The organism is Qipengyuania gaetbuli (genome assembly GCF_009827315.1).
GTDB lineage: Bacteria > Pseudomonadota > Alphaproteobacteria > Sphingomonadales > Sphingomonadaceae > Qipengyuania > Qipengyuania gaetbuli.
Window position 1 is genome coordinate 1543292 of record NZ_WTYF01000004.1, and the last position, 24385, is coordinate 1567676.

Here is a 24385-nt window from a genome sequence, read left to right on the forward strand (position 1 = left end):
AAAAACCCTCGAGCCGGGGGCAAATGGCTCGAGGGTTCCTTGTGAGCGTTCGTCACGCTTGGAACGAAGCGATTTTGAGGGGTGGCAATCAACAGGGGGGAAATTGCCTTCCGTCGCTTCGTAGACTCATAAATAGGCGTCCCCGGCTTGCTGCTCAATGAACATTGCACAGCGGAAAATCGCATCAGGCGAACGGTTCGTCGCCAGAGCGTTTACCCCGGGCGACGGGACGATTTGCGCGGATCGCGGAACGTGAACGCGCTGTCGGCCACCGACACGCCGTAACGATGGTTGCGCAGGCGCACGGTGGTGCGATGATTCTGCGAATCGAGCGCTACCCAGTGGGTCAGCCTGAGGCCGCCGGGCGAGGCTGCATCGCGGGAGAAAATCAGCGTGATCGCGCCGAATTCGGGCCGCTTGGGATCGCGCACCTCGATGCTGATGACATCGCCATGGCCGGTCGGGATCAGCTTGCCGTACTGCTTCACGTCGCGGCTGGGATCGAGCAGCGCACCGAGCGGCGAATTCTTGATCGGCCAACGCTGGACCTGGTTCACCTCGTAGTCGACCATGTACATCGACTTGCCGTTCGAGACGACGAGCAGAGGCACCGACTTTTCGTATTCGAAGCGGATCTTGCCGGGGCGCTTCAGCGTCATGACGCCCGAGACCGACTGGCCATTGCGGTCGGTCTGGACGAAATCGGCCTTCATCGTGCTGATGCCGCGCAGGGCCTCAACCGCACGGTCGAGATCGCCGGCGGCCGCTTCGACAGGAGCCGGCGCGGCGACGAAGGATGCAGGAATCGCTGCGGCCACCGCGAGTGCGATGGCCGATGCGAAAGGCTTGGTCTTGAAGATGGTCAAGGTGTTCATGCTCCGGGATTTAGCGTCGGAGCATTGAACTGTCACTGAACTCGATGCGTTCCCGCCGTTCAGCTAGCCCGGGCATCCGCCCGCGGCCGATTACTTGATCTTGGCTTCCTTGAACTCGACGTGCTTGCGCGCGACGGGATCGTACTTGCGGAAGGTGAACTTTTCCGTGTGGTTACGGGGGTTCTTCTTGGTCACGTAATAGAAGCCCGTGTCGGCGGTCGAGACGAGCTTGATCTTGACGGTTGCGGGCTTCGCCATGGCGTGTTCCTAAAGATCTAAAGATGGGCCGTTTCAGGGCCGAAAAAATAAGGGCGGCGCGAGCTGCACCGCCGTCCGGCGCGCCCATTGGGCGATTCACGGGCGAAAGTCAAGCGTGCAGCGCCGTGCGCCTAGAGCTGCACCTTGCCCCTGTTCGCCTTCACCTCGCCGCGGGCTTTCTTGGCCTTCAGCCGCTTGACCTTGCCGACGCGGTTGACTCGGCTCTTGGCCCGTTTGCGCGGCGGCGTCAGCGCTTCGGTGAGCATTGCGGTCAGCCGTGCGCGGGCCGCCTCGCGGTTGCGTTCCTGCGTGCGGTGCTCGTTGGCGGTCAGCACGATCTCGCCATCCTGCGTGAACCGGCTGCCGGCCAGTTCCTTCAGCCGCTCGAAGGCGTCGGGTGGCAGGCCCAGCTGGAAGACGTCGACCCTCAGCTGCACTGCGGTGGCGACCTTGTTGACGTTCTGGCCGCCCGGGCCGGAAGAAGCGATGAACTTCTCCTCGGCAATTTCCATCGCCTTGTCGACGATCCTACCCATCCGAAAATCCGAGGGCCGCGAAATCGCGCGGCAAGGGAGCGGTCGCCTCGATGGGGTCCTTCTTGTCCCGCGGCACGACCAGCCCTGCGGCATGGAGCATGGTGCGCGGTGCGCCCTTGCCATCGCCATAGACCGGATCGCCCAGCAGCGGCAGGCCGAGGCCGGCCTGGCAGTGGATGCGGATCTGGTGGGTGCGCCCCGTCTCCGGGCGGAATTCGACGAGCGCGCGCCCATCCTTTTCGCCCAAGAGCTTCCAGTGCGTCACCGAAGGCTTGCCCTTCTTCGCCGCGATCATGCGCCAGCCCTTCTCGGCGCTGCTGATCTTGGACAGCGACAGCTCGATCGTCCCTTCCGCGTCCGACGGCACGCCGGCTAGGATGCCCAGATAGCGCTTCCCCACCAGCCGGTCTTCGAAGGCCTTGGCGAAGCGTTTCAGCGCTTTGGGATTGCGGGCCAGCAGCAGGCAGCCGCTGGTATCGGTGTCGATCCGGTGCACCGGCACGGGGTCGCGCTGGAAACCGAGACGCAGCTGCGCGAAATGGTCCTCGAGGCTGCGGCCACCCTTGCGCGGGCGTTCGATCGGCAGGCCGCCGGGCTTGTAGATGACAAGGGCTTCGCCGTCTTCGAACAGGATGGAAATGTCGGTCATCTAGTCTTTCAGTCTTGCGCGCATCATGCCGCGCAGGGAATTGCCGAGGAAGAAACCTGCTTCCAGGTCGGCGATGGTAAGGTCGGCTTCCCGCGCTTCTCCCGTTTCGAGGAGGTGCTGGCGCAGGATGCCCGAAAGCAGGCCGCTCTCGGCCCTCGGGGTCAGCAATACGCCATCGCGCTCGACGAAGATATTGGTGACGCAGCCTTCGGTCACAAGCCCGTCCTCGCGCGCGAAGATCGCTTCCTGTGCCCCGTTGGCGCGCGCCACGCTCTGCGCGTCCTCGTAAAAGCCGCGGTCGCTGGTCTTGTGCCGCAGGCGCCAGTCACCCGGATCGACCGGCAGCGGCAGCAGCACGCATGCCGCAGGTTCGCTCCAGGCCGGCGGCATGTCCTCCACCGCGAGCGCCAAGGCGCCCGAGCGGGCGGCCATCAGCCTGATCCGGCTCGCCTTCTCGACCACGAAACACAGCGCATGGAGCTGGTTGCGCGCTTCGTGGCGATCGAAGGCAAAGCCGAGCTCTGCCGCGCTGTTCTTCATGCGCAGCAAGTGCTCTTCCAGAAAGGCGATGCCTTCTTCCGGAGTGAAGCGCATGGTTTCGAGCAGGTCGAATTGGGCTGCCTTGTGGGCAGGCGAGGACGCGCGGGCGAAGGCTCCCTTGAGCACGGCTTCGCGCCATTCGCTGCGCGCATCGCTGTCGGCCACGATTGCTCCGCCAACGCCGAGCACGGCCTTGCCGCGACTGTTCTCGATCTCGGTCAGGCGCAGCGTGCGGATAGCGACGTTGAATGCGGCATCGCCGTCCGCGCCGATCCGTCCGATCGCCCCGCAATAGGGCCCGCGCGGGTCACGCTCGACCTCGTGGATCAACTCCATCGCGCGGATCTTGGGTGCACCGGTGATCGAGCCGCAAGGGAACAGCGCCCGCACGAGGTCGATGGCGCCGGCTTCCTCGTTCAGGCTTGCGCGCACGACGCTGACCATCTGGTGGACCGTCGGATAGCTTTCGACGGCGAACGGTTCGTCCACACGCACGCTGCCTGCCTCGGCCACGCGGGCGAGGTCGTTGCGCATCAGGTCGACGATCATCAGGTTTTCGGCCTTGTCCTTGACGGAAGCCGCCAGTTCCGCAGCCTGCGCGGCGTCCTGCACCGGGTCTGCCGAACGCGGGCGGGTGCCCTTCATCGGCTTGGCCTTGGCCTCGCGCCCTTTCAGCGAGAAGAAAAGTTCGGGGCTGAGGCTGAGTAGCCAGTGTGACCCGTCGAAAATCACGCCGCCATAGCCCGCCTGCGCTGCCGGTCGCAGCGCGGCATAAAGGCCCATGGGATCGCCGGTGAAATTGCCCGCCAGCGGGAAGGTCAGGTTTGCCTGGTAGATATCGCCTGCGCGGATGGCTTCCTGCAGCCGCTCGAAGGCGGCGGCATATCCGCCCGGCGAAAGCTGCGGCTCGAGCGGCCCGACGCTTCCGGTCCCTTCCGCCCTTGCCTGCAGCCATGCTTCCACCTCGCCAGCCGGGATCCGCTCCGGCTCGTCGAACAGGCCGAGCCAGACCAGCGGCCCTGAACCGCCGGACTTCTCCGCTGCAAGACCAGACAGCCGATCCTCCAGCGCGAGCCCAGCCTCGTAAGCGATATAGCCTGCCAGTTCCCCGCCTTCGCGGCGTGCGGCATCGGCCGCCGCCAGTGCTCCGGCCACCTCGTCGGGGCGGGAGGCGATGAACAGCTGGCGCGGGCCGGAATAGAGCAGCGCATCTGCTGCACCATGATCGCGTGCATCGTCGAGAAATACGAAAGGTTCGCGGCCCGCCATGGGCCAAGCCTTTACCGCAGCCGCCGCTCATGTCGAGGGATTGCTTGACCTTGCCGCTCCCCCTGCGCCACACCGCAGCCGACAGTTGACGAGAGGGACAGAGGGTCGATGGACGATATTTTCCTGGGTCTAGGCGCAAATGGCGAGAACCAGTTCCTGCGGCTGGCGCAGGCCAATCGCCACGGCCTGATCGCGGGTGCGACGGGCACCGGCAAGACGGTCACGCTGCAAGGTCTTGCGGAAAGCTTCTCCGCGCACGGCGTGCCGGTCTTCGTCGCCGACGTGAAGGGCGACCTCTCCGGTATCTCCACGGCCGGCTCGCCCCAGTTCAAGCACGCTGACAAGCTGGAAAGCCGGGCGAAGGAACTGGGCATGGACGACTATGCCTATGCCGATAACGCAGCCGTCTTCTGGGACCTCTATGGCGAGAAAGGCTTCCCAATCCGCACCACGGTGTCGGAGATGGGGCCCCTGCTGCTCGCCCGCCTGCTCGATCTCAACGAGACGCAGGAAGGCGTGCTCAACATCATCTTCCGCTATGCCGACGATAACGGCCTGCTGCTGCTCGACCTTGGCGACTTGCAGTCGATGCTGGCTTTCGCGAGCGAGAATGCGAGCGAGATGTCGGGCAAGTACGGCAATGTCGCTCGGGCCACGGTCGGGGCGATCCAGCGCCAGCTGCTGAGCTTCGAATCGCAAGGGGCCGACCGCTTCTTCGGCGAGCCGGCGCTGGAGATCGACGATTTCCTCAAGGTCGACGACCAGAGGCGCGGCGTCATCAACGTACTTGCCGCCGACACTCTGATGCGCAGCCCCAAGCTCTACGCGACCTTCCTGCTGTGGTTGCTCGCCGAACTGTTCGAAACCCTGCCCGAGGTGGGCGATCCCGAAAAGCCCAAACTGGTGTTCTTCTTCGACGAGGCGCACCTGCTGTTCGACGGCGCACCCGAAGCGCTGGAGGACAAGGTGGAGCAGGTCGTGCGCCTCATCCGGTCCAAGGGCGTGGGTGTCTATTTCGTCACCCAGAACCCGATCGACATTCCCGAAAAGATTGCCGGCCAGCTGGGCAACCGCGTGCAGCACGCGCTGCGCGCCTTCACCCCGCGCGACCAGCGGGCGATCAAGGCGGCCGCCGAAACCTTCCGCATCAATCCCGACCTCGATGTCGCCGAGGCGATCACCCAGCTGAAAGTGGGCGAGGCGCTGGTGTCCACGCTCGACGAGGACGGCGCGCCTTCCATCGTCCAGCGCACGCTGATCAAGCCGCCCCATTCCCGCCTCGGCCCGGTGACCGAGAAAGAGCGGGCGATCATCAATTCGGTGAGCGACATCGACGGGAAATACGACGAAGCGGTCGACCGCGAGAGTGCCGAGGAAGTGCTGGCCGCCAAGGCCGCGGACGCCTCCGCCACCGCCGCCGAAGTCGAGGAGCAAGGCCGCGAGGAAGTTGCCAAGCGCAGCCGCAAGACGACGTCCATGTGGGGCAAGGCCGGCAAGGCCGCTGCCACTGCGGCTGCAGGCTCGCTCACCTCGATCGCGGTGGCGACGGTGCTGGGCAAGAAGTCGAGCGCCGACCCGGTGCGCACCGGGCTCAACGCCTTCGTGCGCAATATCGTCGGCGGGCTGATGCGCTAGGCCGGCAGGCGGATTTCCGCTCTCAATCCGCCTTCCGGGCGGTTTGCCAGCACCAGCTTGCCGCCGTGCTGTTCGGCCACCGCGCGCGCCAGCGTGAGGCCGAGGCCGGCACCGCCGGTCGATCGGTTGCGGCTGGCTTCGCCGCGAGCAAACGGTTCGAGCATGTCGGCAATGCGGTCGGGCGGAATGCCCGGCCCCTCGTCATCGACGCGGAGGACTATGCCACCCTCGCCGCGCAGCACTGCCACGCGGGCGGACCCTGCGTAGCGCAGCGCATTGGTGACGAGGTTCCGGAGCCCCCGCTTGAGCCATGTGACATGGACCGGGGCGACCAGCCGTTCCCCTTCGGCCAGGGTGACGGGCTCGCCCATGTCCTCGAATTCCTCGACCACGGAGGCGGCCAGGGCGGATAGGTCGGTGCGTTCCGCGTCCCCGTTGGCCCTGCCGACGCGCGCCAGCGAAAGGATGTCGTCGAGCGTGCGGGTGATGTCCTCGATGCTCTCCGCCATGCGTTCGCGCGCGGTTGCATCCTCCACACCCTCGACGCGCACGCGCAAGGCGGCGAGCGGTGTCTTGAGGTCGTGTCCGATGGCGCCCAGCATCACGTCCTTTTCATCGAGCATGGCGCCGATGCGCGCTTCCATCGCGTTGTGGGCGGTGATCAGGCGGCTGACATCATCCGGGCCCGTCGGTTCGAGCGGCTCCGCAGCCACGCCCGAAGTGCCGAACCGTGCTGTGCGCTCCGCCAGTGCATTGAGCGGGCGGGTTATCCGGCGCAGCACCAGATAGAGGATGCCCACCAGCAGCACGAACATGATGATGCTCTGCATGATCAGCGTGCGGACCGGGGCGCGGTCGCGCTGCGGGACAGGCAGGCGCGCGACCTGCCACGTGTCGCTGCCCTGCTGGCGCAGTCCGACGACCAGCAGGTCAGATGGCATGTCGCCGTGCAGCCGGCGCAGGCGGGGCCGATCGCGCATGAGTTGAAGGACCCGTTCGTCCTCGCGCATCGGGCGGATGGTCATTTCGACCCGGTCGACTGGAATGCCCTGCGTCTCGAGCAGGCCTGCCAGCATTTCCTCGCGCTCGGCCATGCGTGTTTCGCCCGGCTTCAAGGGGCTCGCCGCGCTTTCGATGTAGCGCAAGCGGCGCGGCAGGCGCGTGCGACCGTCGCCGCGGGGGCGTAGGGGGCGTGCCATCTCGCGATCGATGGCGCGATAGTCCCGCCCCCCCTCGCTACGCTGCGAGCCGGCGAGGAGCTGGAAAGCGGCGGCATGCATCAGCGCAAGTTCGCGCCGCTGTTCGGACGCCCGGTAGAGCAGCGTCGCCGAAATCGCCTGCGCGGCGAGCAGGGCTACGGCGAGCGCCAGCATCACCTGGCCCAGCAGGCTACGCGGCATCAGGCGCATCAGCCCTTCCCGCCCTGAATGCGCACGACATCGGCCGCGAGCCGGTAGCCGCCGCCGCGCACGGTCTGGATAAGTTGCGGGTCGCGGCTGTCCGCCTCGATCTTGCGGCGCAGGCGAGAAACCTGGTTGTCGACCGCACGGTCGAACAATTGCGCCTCGCGTCCCTGCACCATGTCGAGCAGGCGGTCGCGGTCGAGGACCTGGCGGGGATGGTCGCAGAACGCGCGCAGCATGCGGAATTCGGCGGTCGAGATGGGCACCAGCGTCCCTTCAGGATCGGTCAGGCGGCGCTTCAGCGGATCGAGCTGCCAGCCCTCGAAGGAATAGAGCATTTCCTCGTCGGCCTGGTCGGGCACGCGGTCCGCGCGGCGCAGGACCGACCGGATGCGGGCGACCAATTCACGTGGTTCGAAGGGCTTGGTGACATAGTCGTCGGCGCCGATTTCGAGGCCGATGATCCGGTCCATCGCCTCGCCTTTGGCGGTCAGCAGGATAACCGGCAGGCCGCGGCTCTCGACGAGGTGGCGGCAGAGTGACAGGCCGTCCTCGCCCGGCATCATGATGTCGAGCAGGACAAGATCGGGCGTATCGCGCGTCAGCAGGTTGCGCGCGGCAGCAGCACTTTCGGCTTCCTGCACCACGAACCCCTGCCCGGTCAGATATTCGGCCAGGGGTTCGCGCAAGGTGCGCTCGTCATCGACGAGCAGGAGCTTGGTGGGCGCAGTTTCGGTCATGTCTCGTCACTGCGCCTACCGTGCGGGCATAGGGTGGAGCAAGCGCCTTACTGGCCGCGGCGTTCAATGCGGCGCTCCTTGCGCGCCTCGTGCATGGCCTGGCGTTCCTCGGCGGTGATCACGCCGTTGGCGTCGGTATCCGCATTGGCGAAGTGCGCCTTGAGGGCCGCGTCGAATTCGGCGCGGGTCACACTCTTGTCGCCATTGGCATCGGCCGTGCGCAGCATCTGCATGCCGCCGCCACGTCCGCCGCGGCGACCCTTGCGCGCTTCCTTGCCGCGTTCGCCGCGCGCCTCGTGCATGGCTTTCAGCTCTTCCTGCGAAAGGCCACCCGACTTGTCGGTATCCATGCGTGCGAAATGTTCGGCCATGCGGGCTTCGCGCTGTGGCGCGCGGGCTTCGCGGCGCTGTTCGCGGCGTTCCTTGCGCGCTTCGTGCATGGCCTTCAGCTCGGCCTGCGAGAGCTCGCCATCGCCATTGGCATCCGCCTTGGCGAACATCTCCTGGCGGTGTCCGGTGCGGTCCTGCGCATTGATGGCGCCGTCGCCATTCGCGTCCATGCGGGCAAAGGCCTTGTCGGCATGGGCGGTCATTTCGGCGCGGGTGACATTGCCGTCGCCATTGGCATCGGGATTGGGCCGCTGGCCGTGATGGTTGGCGAGCGCGGCGGTGCCGGTCAGGGCAAGGGCGGCTGCCGAAAGCGAAAGGGCGATCTTCTTCATGGTTCAATCTCCTGAAAACGGGAGAGCTGCGACGCGCCGGGGTCTGGGGGGAGGGTCTGTAGGGACAGCGCCGCAGCTCATGCCCCCTTGTCTAGGCGCGCCATGTCGCAGCTTTATGCCGCAAACAGGACGAATTGTATCGCTTTGTCGCAGCCACGCCGCCGCGTTCACTCAGGCGCAAGGTCCCGCCCGGCTCAGGCCACCTTGTCCATGAGGAAGGCGTTGAGCTTGTTGCCATCCGGATCGCGGAAATAGGCAGCGTAAAACACCAAGCCGTTCTCGTCCGGCTCGCCGCGCGGACCGGGCGCGCCTTCGTCGGACCCGCCGTGGCTGAGTGCGATGTCGTAGAGCCGCTGGACCTGGTCGCGGTCCTTCGCTTCAAGCGCCACCATCGTGCCGTTGCCAACGCTTGCCGCTTCGCCGTCGAACGGCTTGGTGGCAGCGATGCCGGCCCCGCCATCCCATTTGCCCCAGGCGATGAAGGTGTCGAAATCCATCATGCGCCCGACGCCCATTTCGGCGGCGATGGCGTCATAGAACTTCGCCGCTCGCGCGAGGTCATTGGTCCCCAGTGTAACGTAACCGATCATCAGCCTGCTCCTTCGAATACGACTCGCGACCGTCGGAACATTACGGGAACATTTGGCGCGCTACAAGGGGCGGCATTCCCGTTCGAGCCAGGCGAGGTCGTCGCCTTCGAGCTGCGGCGCGAGAATATCGCGGGTCTTGGCATGATAGGCGTTCCACCATGCGATCTCGCGCTCGGTCAGCAGCGATTTGTCGACGAGCCTGCGGTCGAGCGGCACGTGGGTCAGCGTCTCGAAGGTGAGGTACTTGCCCTCGCTACCCTCGATCTGTGCATCGACCACCAGCACGAGGTTCTCGATGCGGATGCCGTAGGCGCCCGGCTTGTAGTAGCCCGGCTCGTTCGACAGGATCATGCCTTCGCGCAGCGGGGTCTCCGTTCCGGGGAACGCACCGCCCGGCTTGGAGATGCGCTGCGGGCCTTCATGGACCGACAGGTAGCTGCCGACGCCATGGCCGGTGCCGTGGCCGTAATCCATGCCCGCCTGCCACAGGTGCATGCGCGCCAGCACGTCCAGCGCACCGCCCGGCGTCCCGTCGGGGAAGCGGGCGAGATCGAGCTCGATATGGCCCTTCAGCACGCGGGTGTTTCGGTCGATCATTTCCGCAGTCGGCTCGCCCGGACCGACCCACACGGTGCGGGTAATATCGGTAGTTCCGTCGGGATACTGGCCGCCCGAATCGCACAGGTAGATGCTGGACGGCGGGATCGGGATATTGCTGTCCTCGTCCACCTTGTAGTGCGGCAGGGCGGCGTGGCCGGCTGCGGCACTGATGGTGTCGAAGCTGGTATCCTTCATGTCGGGGCTGAGGCCGCGCAATTCGCGCAGCTTGGCCGCCGCACCCAGTTCGTCGATTTCGCCCGAAGGCGCGTTCTCTTCGATCCAGCGCAGGTACTTGACCATGGCCGCGCCGTCGCGCGCCTGCGCATCGCGGTGGCCCTGGCGTTCGGCCTCGTTCTTGATAGCCTTGGGCAGGACTGTCGGATCATCGTCGCGCACGATTTTCGCCCCGCCCGCCTGGAGCGCGTGGAAGATACCTGCGACGGCATGCTTGGGGTCCACCGCCACGGTCTTGCCCGCGAGTTCTGCCAGCGCAGGCTCGAACTGGTCGCGGTCGCGAATGCGCACGGCATTGCCGAGGTGCTGCGAGAGTTCCGGCGTGACCTTGTCCGGTGCGATGAACAGCTCGGCCGTGCCGTCGGCATGGGCCAGTACATAGGACAGCGCGACCGGCGTATTGTCGACGTCGGTGCCGCGCATGTTGAGCAGCCATGCCACCGAATCGAGCGCACTGATTACGGTCGCGTCGTATCCTTCGCGCTTCAGCCAGTCGGCGATCTCGGCGCGCTTGTCGGCGCTGGAGCGGCCGGCGAAGCGTTCGTCGTGCGGGACGGCCGCCGCCTTGCTCGGCTCGGGCCGGTCGCCCCAGACCGCGTCGATCGGATTGCCGTCGACCGCGACCAGTTCGATGCCCTTCTTGGCGAAGAGCTTTTCAGCCTCTTCCGCCCAGCCAATGCCGTGCAGCCATGCGTCGTAGCCGATCTTCGCGCCCTGAGGCGCATTGGCGGCGATCCACTTGGCCGGGCTCGTCGCGGGCACATCCTCGTAATCGTAGAGCTTGCCGTCGACCTGCTCGCGCACCTGCACGGTATACCGGCCATCGGTGAACATGGCGGCCCGGTCCTTCAGCACGACCGCGCTGCCCGCGCTGCCGCCGAAGCCGGTCAGCCAGTGCAGGCGCTGGGCATAGGAGCCGACATATTCGCTCATGTGCTCGTCGGAAATCGGCACGACGAAACCGTTGAGGCCCCGCTTTTCGAGTTCGGTCCTGAGCGCATCGAGACGCGCTTCGTGGGTCTGCATCAGCATGGCGGCGATCCTTCCAGTATTCGTTCGTCGGGCGCCCTCCCGCATCGGTGGAGAGCGCGCTTGCGGCGGGGCGTCCCGCCGCATAGTCACTTTGCCAACTTAGCCACTCGCGGCACGGCTTTCCACCTTTGTGCCGCCCCGGGGAGAAATGATTCATGTCTTTGAAGCGAATGGCCGCGTGCCTATCTGCTGCCTCACTTCTCGCCGGCGCCCCCATTGCCGCGCAAACATCCGAAGGGACTTCCGTGACTGCACCGACCTCGACGCCCACTGCAGAGAAGCGCGACCATTCCTATACCCACCACGGGATCACGATTTCCGACCCCTATCACTGGCTGAAGGACCAGGGTTATCCAGTCGTCGATGACGAGGACATCCTCGCCTATGTGAAGGCGGAGAACGCCTGGTTCGAGACGCGGATGGAGCCGCAGAAGGCGCTCGTCGACGAACTCTACGAAGAGATGAAGGCGCGCATCAAGGAAGACGATTCCACAGTGCCGCAGAAGGACGGCGACTGGCTCTACTGGACCGAGTTCGAGGAAGGCGCGGAATACCGCAAGTGGTACCGCAAGCCGGTGGCCGGCGGCGACAAGGTGCTGATCCTCGACGAGAACCAGCTTGCCGAAGGGCTCGACTATTTCCGCCTCGGTGCTTTCTCTGTGTCGAAGAGCGGTCGCTATCTCGCCTATTCGACCGACACCAACGGGTCCGAACGCTTCACCATCGTGATCAAGGACCTCGAGACGGGCGAGATGCTGGCGGACGAGATTCCCGGCACGCGTTCCGGCCCGACCTGGGTCATGGGCGACAAGGGCATCGTCTACGGCAAGAGCACCGAACAGTGGCGTACCCATGACGCGACGCTGCACGTGCTCGGCACGCCGGTGTCCGAGGACGTCGAACTCTACCGCGAAACAGAAGAAGAAGGCTTCAGCGTGGCTACCGGCCTGACCGCACAGGAAGACTGGCTGGTCATCGCCACCGGCGACAACGAGACGAGTGAGATCCGCCTGGTCCGCGCCGACGATCCGACCGGCGAGCAGATCCTCGTCGCCCCGCGCAAGCGTGGCCGCGAGTATGACGTCGATGTGCGCGACGGCGTCCTCTACGTGCACACCAACGACGATCACGTGAACTTCCGCCTCGCCACGGCCAGCCTCGACAAGCCCGGCGAATGGAAGACGCTAATCCCCGGCTCGGACGAATTCTACCTTTCGGGTTTCGAGCTGTTTAAGGACTTCTACGTCACCGAAGGGCGCCTGCGCGGCCTCGACCAGATCCAGCTGCGTTCGTACGCGGACCCGAACCTGGTCAAGCCGGTCGCCTTTACCGAGGCGAGCTTTTCGACCGGCCTGTCGAACAATCCGGAATACGATACCGACAGGCTGCGCCTCGCCTATGAAAGCATGGTCACGCCGGATTCGGTGTTCGACTACCACGTGAAAACGGGCGAGCTGGAACTCCTCAAGCAGCAGGAAATCCCGAGCGGTTACGACCCCTCGCTCTACAAGGTCGAGCGGATCGAGGTGAAGGCACGCGACGGTACGTTGGTGCCGGTCAGCATCGTCAGCCTGAAAGATCGCCCCATGGGCGGCGCGCTGCACCTTTATGCCTACGGCGCTTACGGCTTTGCATATCCGCCGAACTTCTCGACCACGCGCCTCAGCCTGGTCGATCGAGGCTTCGCCTTCGCCATCGCGCATATCCGCGGCGGCGACGATCTGGGCCGCAACTGGTACCTGCAGGGTAAGCTCAACGAGCGGACCAACACGTTCAACGATTTCGTCGACGTGGCGAAGGGCCTGATCGACAGGGGCTACACGCAGAAGGGCAAGATTTCCGCCAGCGGCGGTTCGGCCGGCGGCGAACTGATGGGCGTGGTGCTCAACACCGATCCCGACCTGTGGGGCGCGGTGGTGGCGCATGTGCCTTTCGTCGACGTGCTCAACACCATGCTCGACAAGGACCTACCGCTGACTCCGGGCGAATGGCCTGAATGGGGCAACCCGATCGAGAGCAAGCAGGCCTTCGCTTACATCCTCAGCTACTCGCCTTACGACCAGGTCATCGCGCAGGACTATCCGCCGCTGCTGGTCACCGCCGGCCTCAACGATCCGCGCGTCACCTATTGGGAACCTGCCAAGTGGGTCGCCAAGTTGCGCGAATACAAGACCGACGACAACGAGCTGCTCCTCAAGACCAACATGGGAGCAGGCCACGGCGGCAAGTCGGGCCGCTTCGCCTCGATCTACGAGGTGGCCGAGGAATACGCCTTCATCCTGTGGCAGCTCGGGATGACCAAATGAGGCTGGTGAGGGGGGCGCTCACCCTCCTCCTTGCTGCTTTCGCAGCGCCGCTGGCGGCGGAGGACAGCAAGAGCGCCGCCGCGCGACCGCTCCGCGTAACCGTCTCGCAGGAAGACGAGCAGTGGTTCGCAACGTTCGAATTTCCGGGCAACCATAAGGAATGGGCCTTTGTTCGTTCCAATCGATCCAGCCAACTCGATGCCAGCTGGCGCCTAGCGACTTGGCGAATAATCACGCCGGGAGTGGAACTGGTGCGCGAAGGCGAACGTGATCTGCTGCGCGCCACCGGGACGACCATGCCGGAAAATGTGACGATCGAATTCGATCTCTTCGATGGGGACCTAAACGCCGATTATCACCCGGCCATGGTTTTCAGCGATGGCACCGTCGCGCTTTATACCGGTCATTTTCAGATTTGGCCCTGGACAGGCGCAGATGGATACGCGCCCTCACAAGCGCCCCTCACCGAACTCACTTTCAGATCCGACGACAGTGGGTTCATCGCCGACGGGGAGAAGGTCGCATCGGTAAAGACCGCCGATCTCAATACCTACGTGATTGTCGGAACACCCCAGCTTGTGACGACACCCCATCTTACCGCGATCATCGACCCGGGGATCCCCGCTTGGATGCGAACAAAGCTTCATTTCTTGGTCCCCCGACTACTCGACGGTTTGGCTGCGCGGCTGGGGCCGCATGCGATGGACAGTGACCCCACGATCCTAGCGACATGGGCCGGACCTACTGCGGATGTCATAACGCGGGGAGGAAGCGTTCTTCCAGGGATGGTCACCCTGCGTTTCGAAGGCGAAAGCATGCTCGAAGAGCGAGCCGACGAGATCCAGCCAGTCCGCTGGTTCCTCGCCCATGAAACTGCCCATTTCTGGCTCGGCCAGACGGTCAGGCATCCCGACGAGACGGCGGCCTGGATCAGCGAAGGCGGCGCGACGCTGCTCGCGTATCGCCTGACCCAGTCGATCGACCCGGCTTACGAGCCCGGCTTCGATATCGCGCGCGAGTGGAAGGACTGTATCGATCTGTCCTCCAAGGGACCGCTCGACGAGGCTGACAACCGCCGCGACTACCGTGCCAATTATGCCTGCGGCACCGTGCTCGGCATGATCGCCGAAGGGGCGGCGCAGCAGAACGGATCGCGCGACTTCTTCAATTTCTGGCGTTCGCTGATCGATGCGAACCGCCGCGACAAGGGCGGCGACGGGATCGTGTCGGTGAGCGACTGGCTCGCCCAGCTCTCCCGCGAGAGCAAGGACCGCGAACTGGCCGCGCGCGTCCGCAGTTTCATCCACGACGGGTCCGACGACCCGCAGGCAGACCTTTGCGCCATGCTGGCGCGCGTGGGCCGCCGCGCACCGGGATGCACCGCATGACCAAACTGTTTTCGAAAGAATTCACCGCCCGGCCCGAGCACATCGACGAGCTCGGCCACGTGAACAATGCCGTCTGGGTCCAGTGGATCCAGGACCTTGCGACCAGCCACTGGGAAAGTGCCGCACGCGAGGAAGACCGTGCCACCTGTTTCTGGGTCGTGACACGCCACGAGATCGATTACCGCGGCAATGTCGACGAAGGCCAGACAGTCACCGGCCGGACCTGGATCGAGGGCGAACCGCGCGGGGCGACATCCGTTCGCCGCGTCGAGTTCCGCAACGAGGCGGGCAAGGTCATCGTCTCGGCATCGACCACATGGGCGATGCTCGACCGGGAAACCCAGCGCCTCGTCAGGGTGCGCAGCGAAGTGCTGGCACCCTTCCGGGACTGATCAGCCGACGAGCTCGCTGGTCGGGCGGTAAGTGTAGCCGAGTTCGCGCGCGACGGCTTCATAGGTCACTTCGCCGGCGTGCACGTTGAGGCCTTCTGCCAGGTGCGGGTCGGTGCGCAGGGCTTCCTTCCAGCCAAGATCGGCAATGCGCAGCGCGTGCGGCAGCGTCACGTTGTTCAGCGCATAGGTGCTGGTGCGCGCGACGGCACCGGGCATGTTGGCGACGCAATAATGCACGATGTCGTCGACCACATAGGTCGGCTCTGCATGGGTCGTGGGACGGCTGGTTGCGAAGCAGCCGCCCTGGTCGATCGCGACGTCGACGAGGACTGCGCCCTTCTGCATGTCGCCCAGCATCTCGCGGGTGACCAGCTTCGGTGCGGCAGCGCCCGGGATCAGGACTGCACCGATGACGAGGTCCGCACCGCACACTGCATCATGCAGGTTCGCGACATTGGAGAAGCGCGTCTTGGCGCGGCTTTCGAAATGCGTGCCGACACGCTCCAGCACTTCGGGATCGCGGTCGAGGATGGTGACATCGGCGCCGAGGCCCGCTGCCATCTGCGCCGCGTTGAAGCCGACCACGCCGCCACCGATGACGACGACCTTGCCCGGCATCACGCCCGGAACGCCGCCCAGCAGCACGCCGCGGCCGCCATGGGCCTTTTCGAGCGCGGTGGCGCCGGCCTGCACGCTCATGCGACCTGCGACCTGGCTCATTGGCTTCAGCAGCGGGAGCGTCCGGTTGGGTCCGGTCACCGTTTCATAGGCGATCGCGGTCACACCGCTCGCCACGAGTTCCTTGGTCTGCTCCGGATCGGGCGCGAGGTGGAGGTAGGTGTAGAGGATCTGGTCTTCGCGCAGCTTGGCCCGTTCGACCGCCTGCGGTTCCTTGACCTTCACCACCATTTCGCACTCGGCAAAAATCGGGTCCGGCCCGTCGACGATCTTCGCACCGGCGGCCTGGTACTGCGCATCGGTCGCATCGATGCCGAGACCGGCGCCGGTCTCGATCCACACCTCGTGGCCGCGTGCGGTCAGTTCGCGCGCGCTTTCGGGCGTCAGGCCGACGCGATATTCGTGGTTCTTGATTTCCTTGGGGCAGCCGATGCGCATTGCCTGGGTCTCCTTCTCGGAACCAGCCGTTACGCCCGCGCCGTCCCACCGGCAAGCACGGGCGGGGCGCGCGAAATCTTATTGCGGAAGCGCCTGCCAGCGCACTTCGATACGGTTGGCGGAGCCGCCGTCGGTTTGCGTTAGTGTCACGCCCTTTGCCCGCAATGCCGTAGCGACCGAATCGAGGGCCTCGCCCCTACCCGCCACCACGACACCAAGGTCGCGGCGCTCCGAAGCCCAAGCGATGACGTCCATGGCCACCTTGCCCGCCTCGTCCGGCTGGCCATCGATCAGCGTAATGGCGGGAAGCGGCAGCATCGGCGGGTGCAGTTCGATGGTCCAGCCCGGCATGCCTGCATCGACACGGCCTTCCAGCATCCGCCACCCATCCAGCGTCAGGCCGGGCAGCTGCGATGCCTCGACCACTGCGCGGCGGTTGTCGCGGTCGACAGTGACCTCGGTCTTGGGGACGCCTGCGACCATGGCGAGCTCGCCGACCATTTCGGAGATCTGCCGTTCGGTCGCCGCAGCCTGCTGTTCCGCGCGCGCCTTGACCAGTTCGGCCTGCTCGGCCGCGCCCGGGTCCGCGCCTACGCGCAGCTGTTCGATGACCACTGTGACGGGCCGTTCGAACCGGCGCTCGAGGCGGCGCTTGATCTCATCGTTCGCGCCCGTGTTGAACTGCGGCGTAAAGACCGTGGCGCTGATCTGCAGCGGCTCGGCATCCCAGTCGATAACGGTATCGCTGACCCGCGCCTTGGCCGGGAAACTGTCGGAAATCGTGTCGATCACCACGCGCTGCGAGGTGGCCTCGAAGGCGATGTCGCGCAGCGAAAAGCCGAGCGGGATCGCCAGCGCGATGAAGACCACGAAGATCCCCACGTTCTGGAACCAGCCCTGCCGCGCCGACAGATCGGTGCGGAAACCGTAGAGGCGCGCCATGACCGTCGCCGACAGGGCGATGGTCAGGAAGTTGGTGACATAGAGCGCCAGCGCCCCGCCGAAGACGGTCCAGTTGGCCGTGGCAAGGCCGTAACCGACGGCAGCCAGCGGCGGCATCAAGGCCGTGGCGATGGCGACGCCCACGATAGTGCCTTCGCGTCCGCGAATGAGTGCGTAAGAGCCTGCCAGCGAGGAGAACAACGCCACCAGCAGGTCGAACAGGTTCGGCTGCGTACGGGCCGCGATCTCCGGCGTCACCGTCTGCAGCGGCGAGACAAGCACGATGAGCGCAGTGAAGAGGACCGCCGCAATCGTCCCGATGGCGAGTGCGCGGATACTGATCTTGAGCCACTTGATCTTGCCCGAGGCCAGCGCGAAGCCCGCACCGATGATCGGGCTCATCAGCGGCGACAGCAGCATGGCCCCGATGACGACCGCCGGCGAAGACAACAGCATGCCGAGGATGGCAATGCCCGCCGACATCATGATCATGAAGATATAGCGCGGGCTGGTATCGCTCTCGCCGGCGACCTTGGCGATAACGGCGGAATGGTCGACGCCCTCGATAACGCTGTCGAACCACCACCGGCGCAGCGGGACCAGCGCCCGGCCGATCGGACTGTGAACCCAGCCCGGCGTGGGGCGGCGGTCCGCTTCTTCGGCTTCAGGCGTGACGATACGGGCCATCGTGTCTCCCTAGATCGGGTTGCCGTCCTGGTCGCGATAAATCTCGCGCCGGCCCACATGGTTTGCGGGTCCAACCAGCCCTTCGCTTTCCATCCGCTCGATCCACTTGGCGGCGGTGTTGTAGCCGACCCCCATCTGGCGCTGCAGCCACGAGCCGCTCGCCTTCTGGTTCTCGACCACGATCTGGCAGGCTTGGCGGTATTTGCGCTCTTCCGGATTGTCGGAAGCGGTGAAATCGTCCTCGAAATTGAAGCCGCCGTCTTCCGGCTCTTCGGTAACGGCGTCGACATAGTCGGGCTTGCCCTGCGCGCGCCAGTGATCAGCCACCCGCTCGACCTCCTCGTCGGCGACGAAGGGGCCGTGTACGCGGATCATCGCGCCGGTGTTCGGCTTGTAGAGCATGTCGCCCTTGCCCAGCAGCTGCTCCGCGCCCTGTTCGCCAAGGATCGTGCGGCTGTCGATGCGGCTGGTGACCTTGAAGCTGATGCGCGTCGGCAGGTTCGCCTTGATCACGCCGGTGATGACGTCGACCGATGGGCGCTGCGTCGCCATGATCAGGTGGATGCCGGCGGCACGCGATTTCTGCGACAGGCGCTGGATCAGCACCTCGATCTCCTTGCCGACGGTGACCATGAGGTCGGCCAGCTCGTCGACAATCAAGACGATCAGCGGCAGCGGCTGGTAATCAAGCTGTTCTTCCTCGTAGAGTTCCTCGCCCGTCTCTGCATCGAAGCCCGTCTGTACGCGGCGGCCCAGCGGCTTGCCCTTGGCGGCGGCCGCCTTCACCTTTTCGTTGAAGCCCGCGATGTTGCGCGAATTCACGCTGCTCATCATGCGGTAGCGCCGCTCCATTTCCTCGACCGCCCACTTGAGCGCGCGGACCGACTTCGCCGGTTCGGTCACCACGGGCGAAAGGAGGTGCGGGATATCGTCGTAGGTCTTGAGTTCCAAGACTTTGGGATCGATCAGGATCAGGCGGCACTCGTCCGGCGTGAAGCGGTACAGCAGCGACAGCAGGATCGCGTTGAGCCCCACCGATTTACCCGAACCGGTGGTACCTGCGACCAGCAGGTGCGGCATGGCTGCAAGGTCGGCGATGATCGGTTCGCCCGCGATGTCCTTGCCCAGGATCATCGGCAGCGAGCCCTTGCTGTCAACGAAGGCGGCCGAAGTCGCCAGCTCCTTGTAGCTGACCATCTGGCGGTCGGCGTTGGGCAGTTCGATGCCGATCACCGTCTTGCCCGGAATGGGGGAAACGCGCGCGCTGATCGCGCTCATGTTGCGGGCGATATCCTCGGCAAGCCCGACCACGCGACTGGCCTTGATGCCGGGCGCGGGCTCCAGCTCGTACATGGTGACGACCGGACCGGCGCGCACCGCGGTGATCTCGCCCTTGACGTTGAAGTCGTCGAGCACATTTTCGAGCAGGCGGGCATTGCGTTCGAGCGCTATCTTGTCGAGCTTCTGCGCCGAATGCGGCGGCGCATCGTCGAGCAAATCGTGGCTCGGTAGCTGGTAATTGGCGAACATGTCGCGCTGCTTCGCCTTGGCCGGCTGCGAGCGGGCGGGAGCGGGCTTGGGGTCGGCGATTTCCGGCGCGCGGCGGCGTTCCTGCGGCGCGTCCTCGTCCGCGTCGTCGTCGCCCCCGTCCACCTTGGGCCGGGCGCGGCGTGCTTTCTTCGGGACCAGCGGCAGGTCGATATCGGACAGTTCGACGCGCCGGTCGAAGAAGCGCGGCAGAGTGAAGAATTGCGCCCAGTCGAGCGCAAAGACCTTCGTTACCAGTGCCAGTCCGGCACCCAGCGACACGACACCGAGTGCACCCGTAATCCAGCCGCTGAAATCGCCGCCGAAGCGGGTCGCCACGGCATCGATCCCGCCTGCGCCCAGCAGGCCGGCGAGCCCGCCCGCGCCAGCCGGGAAGGGGCCGGGGCTGGTGTCGAACAGCAGCGCGACGACCGTTCCCAACAGGGCCATTGCGAGCAACAGCAGGGCGAGGGGGCCCCACCACTTGCCCGGCGTTTCCTCCTCGTCGGCATTCTCGACACCGGTCCAGAGGCGGCGGGCCGAGATCCACAGCAGCGGCAGCAGAAGCAGGGCCGGAAGACCGAAATAGAAATAGGCGCGCTCTGCTATCCAGGCGCCGCTCGCTCCCATCCAGTTTGCCACCTGCGTACCGGCCGCAGCGGTCGAGGCGCTGGGATCGGTTTGCGTATAGCTGGCCAACGACAGGGCGAGGAACACCAGCATGAACAGCAGGAAGGCGGCGCCCGCCATATGCATGGCGCGGCGCAGCGAACGGCGGAAAGCCGCCCGCCAATCGGGTTTGGCGCCTGCGCGCGATGCCATTGTCTTTCCCCTGGTCCGTCGTGAATTTGCAGTATGAATCGGGCGGGACTCGCCCGTCAAGCGACCTTCGTCGAGGCGAGTCCGTCGATCGCGCCCCAGCGCGGCCAATCGAGTTCCCTTGCACGCGCCTCGTCCATCCCGCCGAGCGCGATTACCGGCACCGGCGATTGCTGCGCGAGCACACGAAAACCGAACACGCCAAGCGTTTCGCCGCCCGGGTGCGAGGCCGAGGCGAAAACGGGCGAGAGAAAGATGCCCGAGGCGCCAAGCGCGAGAGCACGCTGCATCTCCTCGCTATCGTGCGCCGTCGCGAGCCACAACTTGCCCTCCGGCGGGGCACCCGCGAAGTGCTCCGGCGATCCGTACAGGCCGTCCGCATCCCACGCGGCGACCGTTTCCCAGTCTGCCCGCGAGAGGATCACGAGGTGTCGCCTCGTCCGCGCCTTGGCGCAAAGCGTTTCGTAACGCGCGCGGCGGGGGGCGGGATCGAGGTGGTAATGCCTGAAGACGAAGCCCGACCCCTGCGGCAATCTCTCGAGCGCCTGCTCCAGCCCGGCATCGTTACGCGCATCCGAAAGGAGCCAAAGCAGTGGGAGGGACTGGCGCGCGTGCATGGGACCGCTATAGCGCCTCGCCATGGAAAAGGCAGAGACTCCGCTTCAAGAGGTCCGGGCACAGATCGCCAAGGCCTGCAAGATTGCCCGCCGCGATCCGGGCGAGGTGACGCTCGTCGCCGTCAGCAAGACGCATCCCGCTGAAGCGATCGAACCCTTGCTGATCGAAGGCCAGCGCCATTTCGGCGAGAACCGGGTGCAGGAAGCACAAGGCAAGTGGCCCGCGCTGAAAGAGCAGTTCCCTGCAACCGTGCTGCACCTCGTCGGGCAATTGCAGTCGAACAAGGCGGAGGATGCCGTCGAACTGTTCGATGTGATCCACTCGCTCGACCGCTCCAGCCTCGTGAAGGCGCTGGCCAAGGCGAAGGAGAAGGCTGGACGCTGTCCCGAATGCTTCATCCAGGTCGACGTGGGCGAGGAAGACCAGAAGGGCGGGTGTGCGATTGCCGACCTGCCCGCGCTGGTTGCCGAGGCACGGAAGGCAGGCATTCCGCTTGCGGGCCTCATGTGCATCCCGCCGGCCGATACTGAACCAGCACCTTTCTTCGCACTGCTCGACAAGCTTGCACGCGAAAACGGCCTGCCCGGCCGGTCGATGGGGATGAGCGGCGATTTCGAAACCGCCATCATGCTCGGCGCGACCCATATTCGCGTGGGGACCGCGCTGTTCGGCGCGCGCGGCTGACCGTCAATCCCTAGCCTGCCAAAGGGAAAGGGCGCCGCCTTCCGGCAGCGCCCTTCCTTTTCTTGCCGTGACCGGCGCCGAGTTTAGAACTTGGCCTTGACCGTGACACCGTAGGTGCGCGGCTCGGCGAGGAACGCCGAGTAGGTCTGCTGCGGTGCGACGAACGGGGTGTTGAACGCGACCTGCGTGTAGTCGACGTCGAACATGTTCTGCACCCAGCCCTCGATCGAGAAGCGGTCGGCGATATTGGTCAGGCCGATGCGGCCGTTTACCAGGATGTAGCCGTCCTGTTCCTTGCCGTAGAGCAGGTCCGAACCGGTGTTGTAGTCGCTGGTCATGCGGGCGTTGATGAAGAACAGGCCCTCCATGCCGCTGTCGCCGATCGGCGGAGTCCAGGTCAGCGAGCTGGTGCCGACCCATGCCGGTGCATTCGACAGGTTGTCGCCGGGCAGCAGGCGCAGCGCCGGATCGAGCGGAGCGCCCGCATCGCTACCCACGACGTCGTCGGCATAGCGCGTGTCGGCGTGGGTGATGCCCATGGTCATGGTGAGATCGCGGATCGGGCTGAGCGAGGCTTCGAATTCGAAGCCCTGCGAAACCACGCCCGGGCTCACATCGTCCGCAGCGCAGGCACCGGTCGCAGCGCTGGCGTCGCTGTCAGCACCGTTCAGGCTGGTGGAGCAGCCATTGATGTTCTGCACCAGGAAGACCGAGCCGTTGAAAGTGTTCAGCTGGAAGTTGCTGAACTCCTGGCGGAACGCGGCAAGGCTGACGCCCCAGCGACGACCCGAGTACTTCAGGCCCACTTCATAGGCATCCACGGTTTCCTCATCGAACTGCAGAGTTGCAGGGTCGAGGTTCGCGACGCGCAGGGTCACCGGGTTGCCCAGTGCCGAGCGGTCGAGGTTGAAGCCGCCGGCCTTGTAGCCACGCGAATACGAACCGTAGACGAGCAGGTCGTCGACCGGCTTCCAGCTCAGGATGGCAGTGCCGGTGAGCTTGTCTTCGTCACGCGAGTCCGAAAGCGACACGCCGTCGAGTTCGGCAGTCGAGTTGCCCTGGCACGACAGTGCGATGAGGCCGCCTGCAAGGCCGGCGAGCGGCGTCGTCAGGAAGCTCGACAGCAGCGCGCGGTTCTGCGGGCAGATCACATTGTCGTTGCTGAAGGTCGCGTCGAAGTCCTTGGTTTCGCTGGTGTAGCGAAGGCCCAGGGTCAGATCGAGCGTATCGGTGATGTGGAAGATGTTGTGCGTGAAGACGGCGAAGTTTTCGCTCGTCTGGTTGTACACATCGCCCGTACCGCCGAGGTCGTTGACGTTCGACAGGTTGGTGATGCCGGCCAGGATCGCCGGGGTGGCAGCGCCGAAGGCACCGGCACCGCCGTTTGCAGCCTGCAAGGCACCGCGGCCGGTTGCACCGAGGCAGTCCTGTGCTGCCGGGTTGACCAGCGCCGGGTTGATGGCGAGCGCGATACGGCAGCTCACGAAAGTGCCGTAGTCATTGCCGAAGCGCAGGTTGTCGCGCGTCTGCAGGTCTTCGTTCGCGTAATAGGCGCCTACCAGCCAGTCGAGCTTGTCGTTGAAGGCGGTGCCGTTGAGGCGGAATTCCTGCGTGAAGGTCGCGAACTCGCGCGCACCGGCATTGTCGCCGGGTGCGCGGTAGAGAATGTCGACCGTCGTGTAGTCGGTGTCCGAACCCTGCGTGTTCGCATATTCGCGATAGGCGGTGATCGAGGTGAAGTTCACATTGCCGAGCGACCAGTTGAGTTCGCCCGAGATACCGTAATCCTCGGTCTCGCCGTCATAGCTGCGACCGGCGGTCGGGTAGATGTTGCGGTCGAAGGTCGACTGCGTAAGCCCGCGCGGATCCTGGCCGAGGCCGAGGAGCACGTTGACGATCGGGTTGCTGGTGCTGGTGAGCGCAGGCGATGCGCCTACCGGCTGCGCGAACGGATCGAGGCCCGGCGAAACGCGTGCGAACTGGGCGAAGTCGGGCTGGACGAAGGTCGCAGCACAGCAGGCTTCGTCCTTTTTCGAATAGTCGCCGATCAGACGGAAGCTAACGTCGTCGTTCGGCTCGAAGAGGACCTGCGCGCGAACGAGGTAACGGTCGCGATTGTTGACGTCGGTGTCGTTGGTGACGTCGGTGTAGAAGCCGTCACGCTGGAACCAGACACCGTCGATACGGGCCGCGATGCTTTCCGACAGCGGCGCATTGACCCCGCCTTCGAAGCGCAGGGCGTTGAAGTTGCCGAAGCTGGCGCTGGCATGGCCTTCGAAGGCGAAGCTGGGCGGCGCGGTGAAGATGTTGAGCATACCGGCCGAGGAGTTACGGCCGCCGAGCGTGCCCTGCGGACCGCGCAGGATTTCGATGCGGTCGAGCGGGCCGAGTTCGGACAAAGCGTTACCCGAGCGCGAACGGTAGACGCCGTCGACGAACACGGCGACCGAGCTTTCGAGGCCCGGGTTGTCGCCCACGGTACCGATACCGCGGATACGCGCCGAACCGTTGGCTTCGTTACCAGTCGAGGAGACGAGCAGCGACGGGGCGACCTGGTTCAGTTCGCGGATGTCGGTGGTGCCGGAGTTCTCCAGCGTTTCGGCCGAAACTGCCGAAATTGCCACGGGGACGTCTGCCAGTTCCTGGGCACGGCCCTGTGCGGTAACGATGATGACCGGCGTATCCGCCTCGACATCGCCGCTGTCCGCAGCGTCGGCGGACTGGGCAAAAGCCGTCTGCGGGGCAAGTGCAAGACCTGCACCCATGAAAGCAAGCGTGCGCAATGAAACTGATGTTTTCCTCATGGGAAGACCTCTCCTCTGT

Annotated in this window: 20 protein-coding genes; 5 read left to right on the plus strand and 15 right to left on the minus strand. The window is 65.3% G+C overall.

The window, feature by feature from the left end:
- Positions 1-212 precede the first annotated feature (212 nt).
- From GRI42_RS10065 to pabB, 5 genes are all read right to left on the minus strand, one after another.
- Positions 213-875, minus strand: coding sequence for a LolA family protein (locus GRI42_RS10065; RefSeq protein WP_160608368.1), 663 nt, complete (start codon positions 873-875; stop codon positions 213-215).
- 90 nt (positions 876-965) lie between these two features.
- Positions 966-1133, minus strand: a complete 168-nt coding sequence (gene rpmG, locus GRI42_RS10070) for a 50S ribosomal protein L33 (protein WP_050601641.1) — start codon at positions 1131-1133, stop codon at positions 966-968.
- 131 nt (positions 1134-1264) lie between these two features.
- A complete protein-coding gene (gene arfB / locus GRI42_RS10075) occupies positions 1265-1669 on the minus strand; it encodes an alternative ribosome rescue aminoacyl-tRNA hydrolase ArfB (protein ID WP_160608369.1) in 405 nt (134 codons plus the stop codon).
- Positions 1662-2318, minus strand: coding sequence for an RluA family pseudouridine synthase (locus GRI42_RS10080; protein ID WP_160608370.1), 657 nt, complete (start codon positions 2316-2318; stop codon positions 1662-1664). Before GRI42_RS10080 ends, arfB begins: the two co-directional genes overlap by 8 nt.
- On the minus strand, positions 2319-4127 hold the full coding sequence (pabB, locus tag GRI42_RS10085) for an aminodeoxychorismate synthase component I (protein WP_160608371.1): 1809 nt from the start codon (positions 4125-4127) through the stop codon (positions 2319-2321). It abuts the gene before it with no gap.
- A 108-nt stretch (positions 4128-4235) separates the two neighbouring features.
- On the opposite strand from pabB, the gene GRI42_RS10090 reads away from it, so the two are divergent.
- Positions 4236-5762 carry a helicase HerA-like domain-containing protein gene (locus GRI42_RS10090; RefSeq protein ID WP_160608372.1) on the plus strand — a complete coding sequence of 509 codons (1527 nt, stop codon included), beginning with the start codon at positions 4236-4238 and terminating at the stop codon, positions 5760-5762.
- Here the strand turns inward: GRI42_RS10090 and GRI42_RS10095 are convergent.
- The 5 genes from GRI42_RS10095 to GRI42_RS10115 form a co-directional block, all read right to left on the minus strand.
- A complete protein-coding gene (locus tag GRI42_RS10095; protein WP_160608373.1) occupies positions 5759-7171 on the minus strand; it encodes an ATP-binding protein in 1413 nt (470 codons plus the stop codon). The genes GRI42_RS10090 and GRI42_RS10095 overlap by 4 nt on opposite strands.
- Positions 7171-7905: a response regulator gene (locus GRI42_RS10100; RefSeq protein WP_160608374.1), complete on the minus strand. Its 735-nt coding sequence runs from the start codon at positions 7903-7905 to the stop codon at positions 7171-7173. The genes GRI42_RS10095 and GRI42_RS10100 overlap by 1 nt, the downstream gene beginning before the upstream one ends.
- A gap of 47 nt (positions 7906-7952) precedes the next feature.
- Entirely contained in the window at positions 7953-8627 is a 675-nt protein-coding gene (locus tag GRI42_RS10105; protein WP_160608375.1) for an EF-hand domain-containing protein, read from the minus strand.
- A gap of 194 nt (positions 8628-8821) precedes the next feature.
- Positions 8822-9217 (minus strand): VOC family protein, encoded by a 396-nt coding sequence (locus GRI42_RS10110; protein ID WP_160608376.1) that lies wholly within the window; start codon positions 9215-9217, stop codon positions 8822-8824.
- Positions 9218-9277: 60 nt separating this feature from the next.
- Positions 9278-11083 carry an aminopeptidase P family protein gene (locus GRI42_RS10115; RefSeq protein WP_160608377.1) on the minus strand — a complete coding sequence of 602 codons (1806 nt, stop codon included), beginning with the start codon at positions 11081-11083 and terminating at the stop codon, positions 9278-9280.
- A gap of 155 nt (positions 11084-11238) precedes the next feature.
- On the opposite strand from GRI42_RS10115, the gene GRI42_RS10120 reads away from it, so the two are divergent.
- From GRI42_RS10120 to GRI42_RS10130, 3 genes are read left to right on the plus strand one after another with little or no spacing between them, the layout of a single operon-like run.
- Entirely contained in the window at positions 11239-13389 is a 2151-nt protein-coding gene (locus GRI42_RS10120) for a S9 family peptidase (RefSeq protein WP_199800455.1), read from the plus strand.
- Positions 13386-14777, plus strand: coding sequence for a hypothetical protein (locus GRI42_RS10125; RefSeq protein WP_160608378.1), 1392 nt, complete (start codon positions 13386-13388; stop codon positions 14775-14777). The genes GRI42_RS10120 and GRI42_RS10125 overlap by 4 nt, the downstream gene beginning before the upstream one ends.
- Positions 14774-15169: an acyl-CoA thioesterase gene (locus GRI42_RS10130; protein ID WP_160608379.1), complete on the plus strand. Its 396-nt coding sequence runs from the start codon at positions 14774-14776 to the stop codon at positions 15167-15169. Before GRI42_RS10125 ends, GRI42_RS10130 begins: the two co-directional genes overlap by 4 nt.
- Here the strand turns inward: GRI42_RS10130 and ald are convergent, their stop codons facing one another.
- The 4 genes from ald to GRI42_RS10150 all read right to left on the minus strand — a co-directional run bounded on the left by ald (position 15170) and on the right by GRI42_RS10150 (position 20901).
- Positions 15170-16285, minus strand: a complete 1116-nt coding sequence (gene ald / locus GRI42_RS10135; RefSeq protein ID WP_160608380.1) for an alanine dehydrogenase — start codon at positions 16283-16285, stop codon at positions 15170-15172. It lies immediately after the preceding gene.
- Between the two features lie 78 nt (positions 16286-16363).
- Positions 16364-17914, minus strand: coding sequence for a DUF389 domain-containing protein (locus GRI42_RS10140; protein ID WP_160608381.1), 1551 nt, complete (start codon positions 17912-17914; stop codon positions 16364-16366).
- Between the two features lie 9 nt (positions 17915-17923).
- The gene (locus GRI42_RS10145) at positions 17924-20263 is read right to left on the minus strand and encodes an FtsK/SpoIIIE family DNA translocase (RefSeq protein WP_160608382.1); all 2340 of its coding nucleotides are present in this window, start codon (positions 20261-20263) and stop codon (positions 17924-17926) included.
- Between the two features lie 56 nt (positions 20264-20319).
- On the minus strand, positions 20320-20901 hold the full coding sequence (locus GRI42_RS10150; protein ID WP_160608383.1) for a thiamine phosphate synthase: 582 nt from the start codon (positions 20899-20901) through the stop codon (positions 20320-20322).
- Here GRI42_RS10150 and GRI42_RS10155 point away from each other — a divergent pair.
- The gene (locus GRI42_RS10155; RefSeq protein ID WP_160608384.1) at positions 20900-21562 is read left to right on the plus strand and encodes a YggS family pyridoxal phosphate-dependent enzyme; all 663 of its coding nucleotides are present in this window, start codon (positions 20900-20902) and stop codon (positions 21560-21562) included. The two genes, GRI42_RS10150 and GRI42_RS10155, sit on opposite strands and share 2 nt — an antisense overlap.
- 83 nt (positions 21563-21645) lie before the next feature.
- Here GRI42_RS10155 and GRI42_RS10160 read toward each other — a convergent pair whose 3' ends face one another.
- A complete protein-coding gene (locus GRI42_RS10160) occupies positions 21646-24327 on the minus strand; it encodes a TonB-dependent receptor (RefSeq protein WP_234033929.1) in 2682 nt (893 codons plus the stop codon).
- Positions 24328-24385 lie beyond the last annotated feature (58 nt).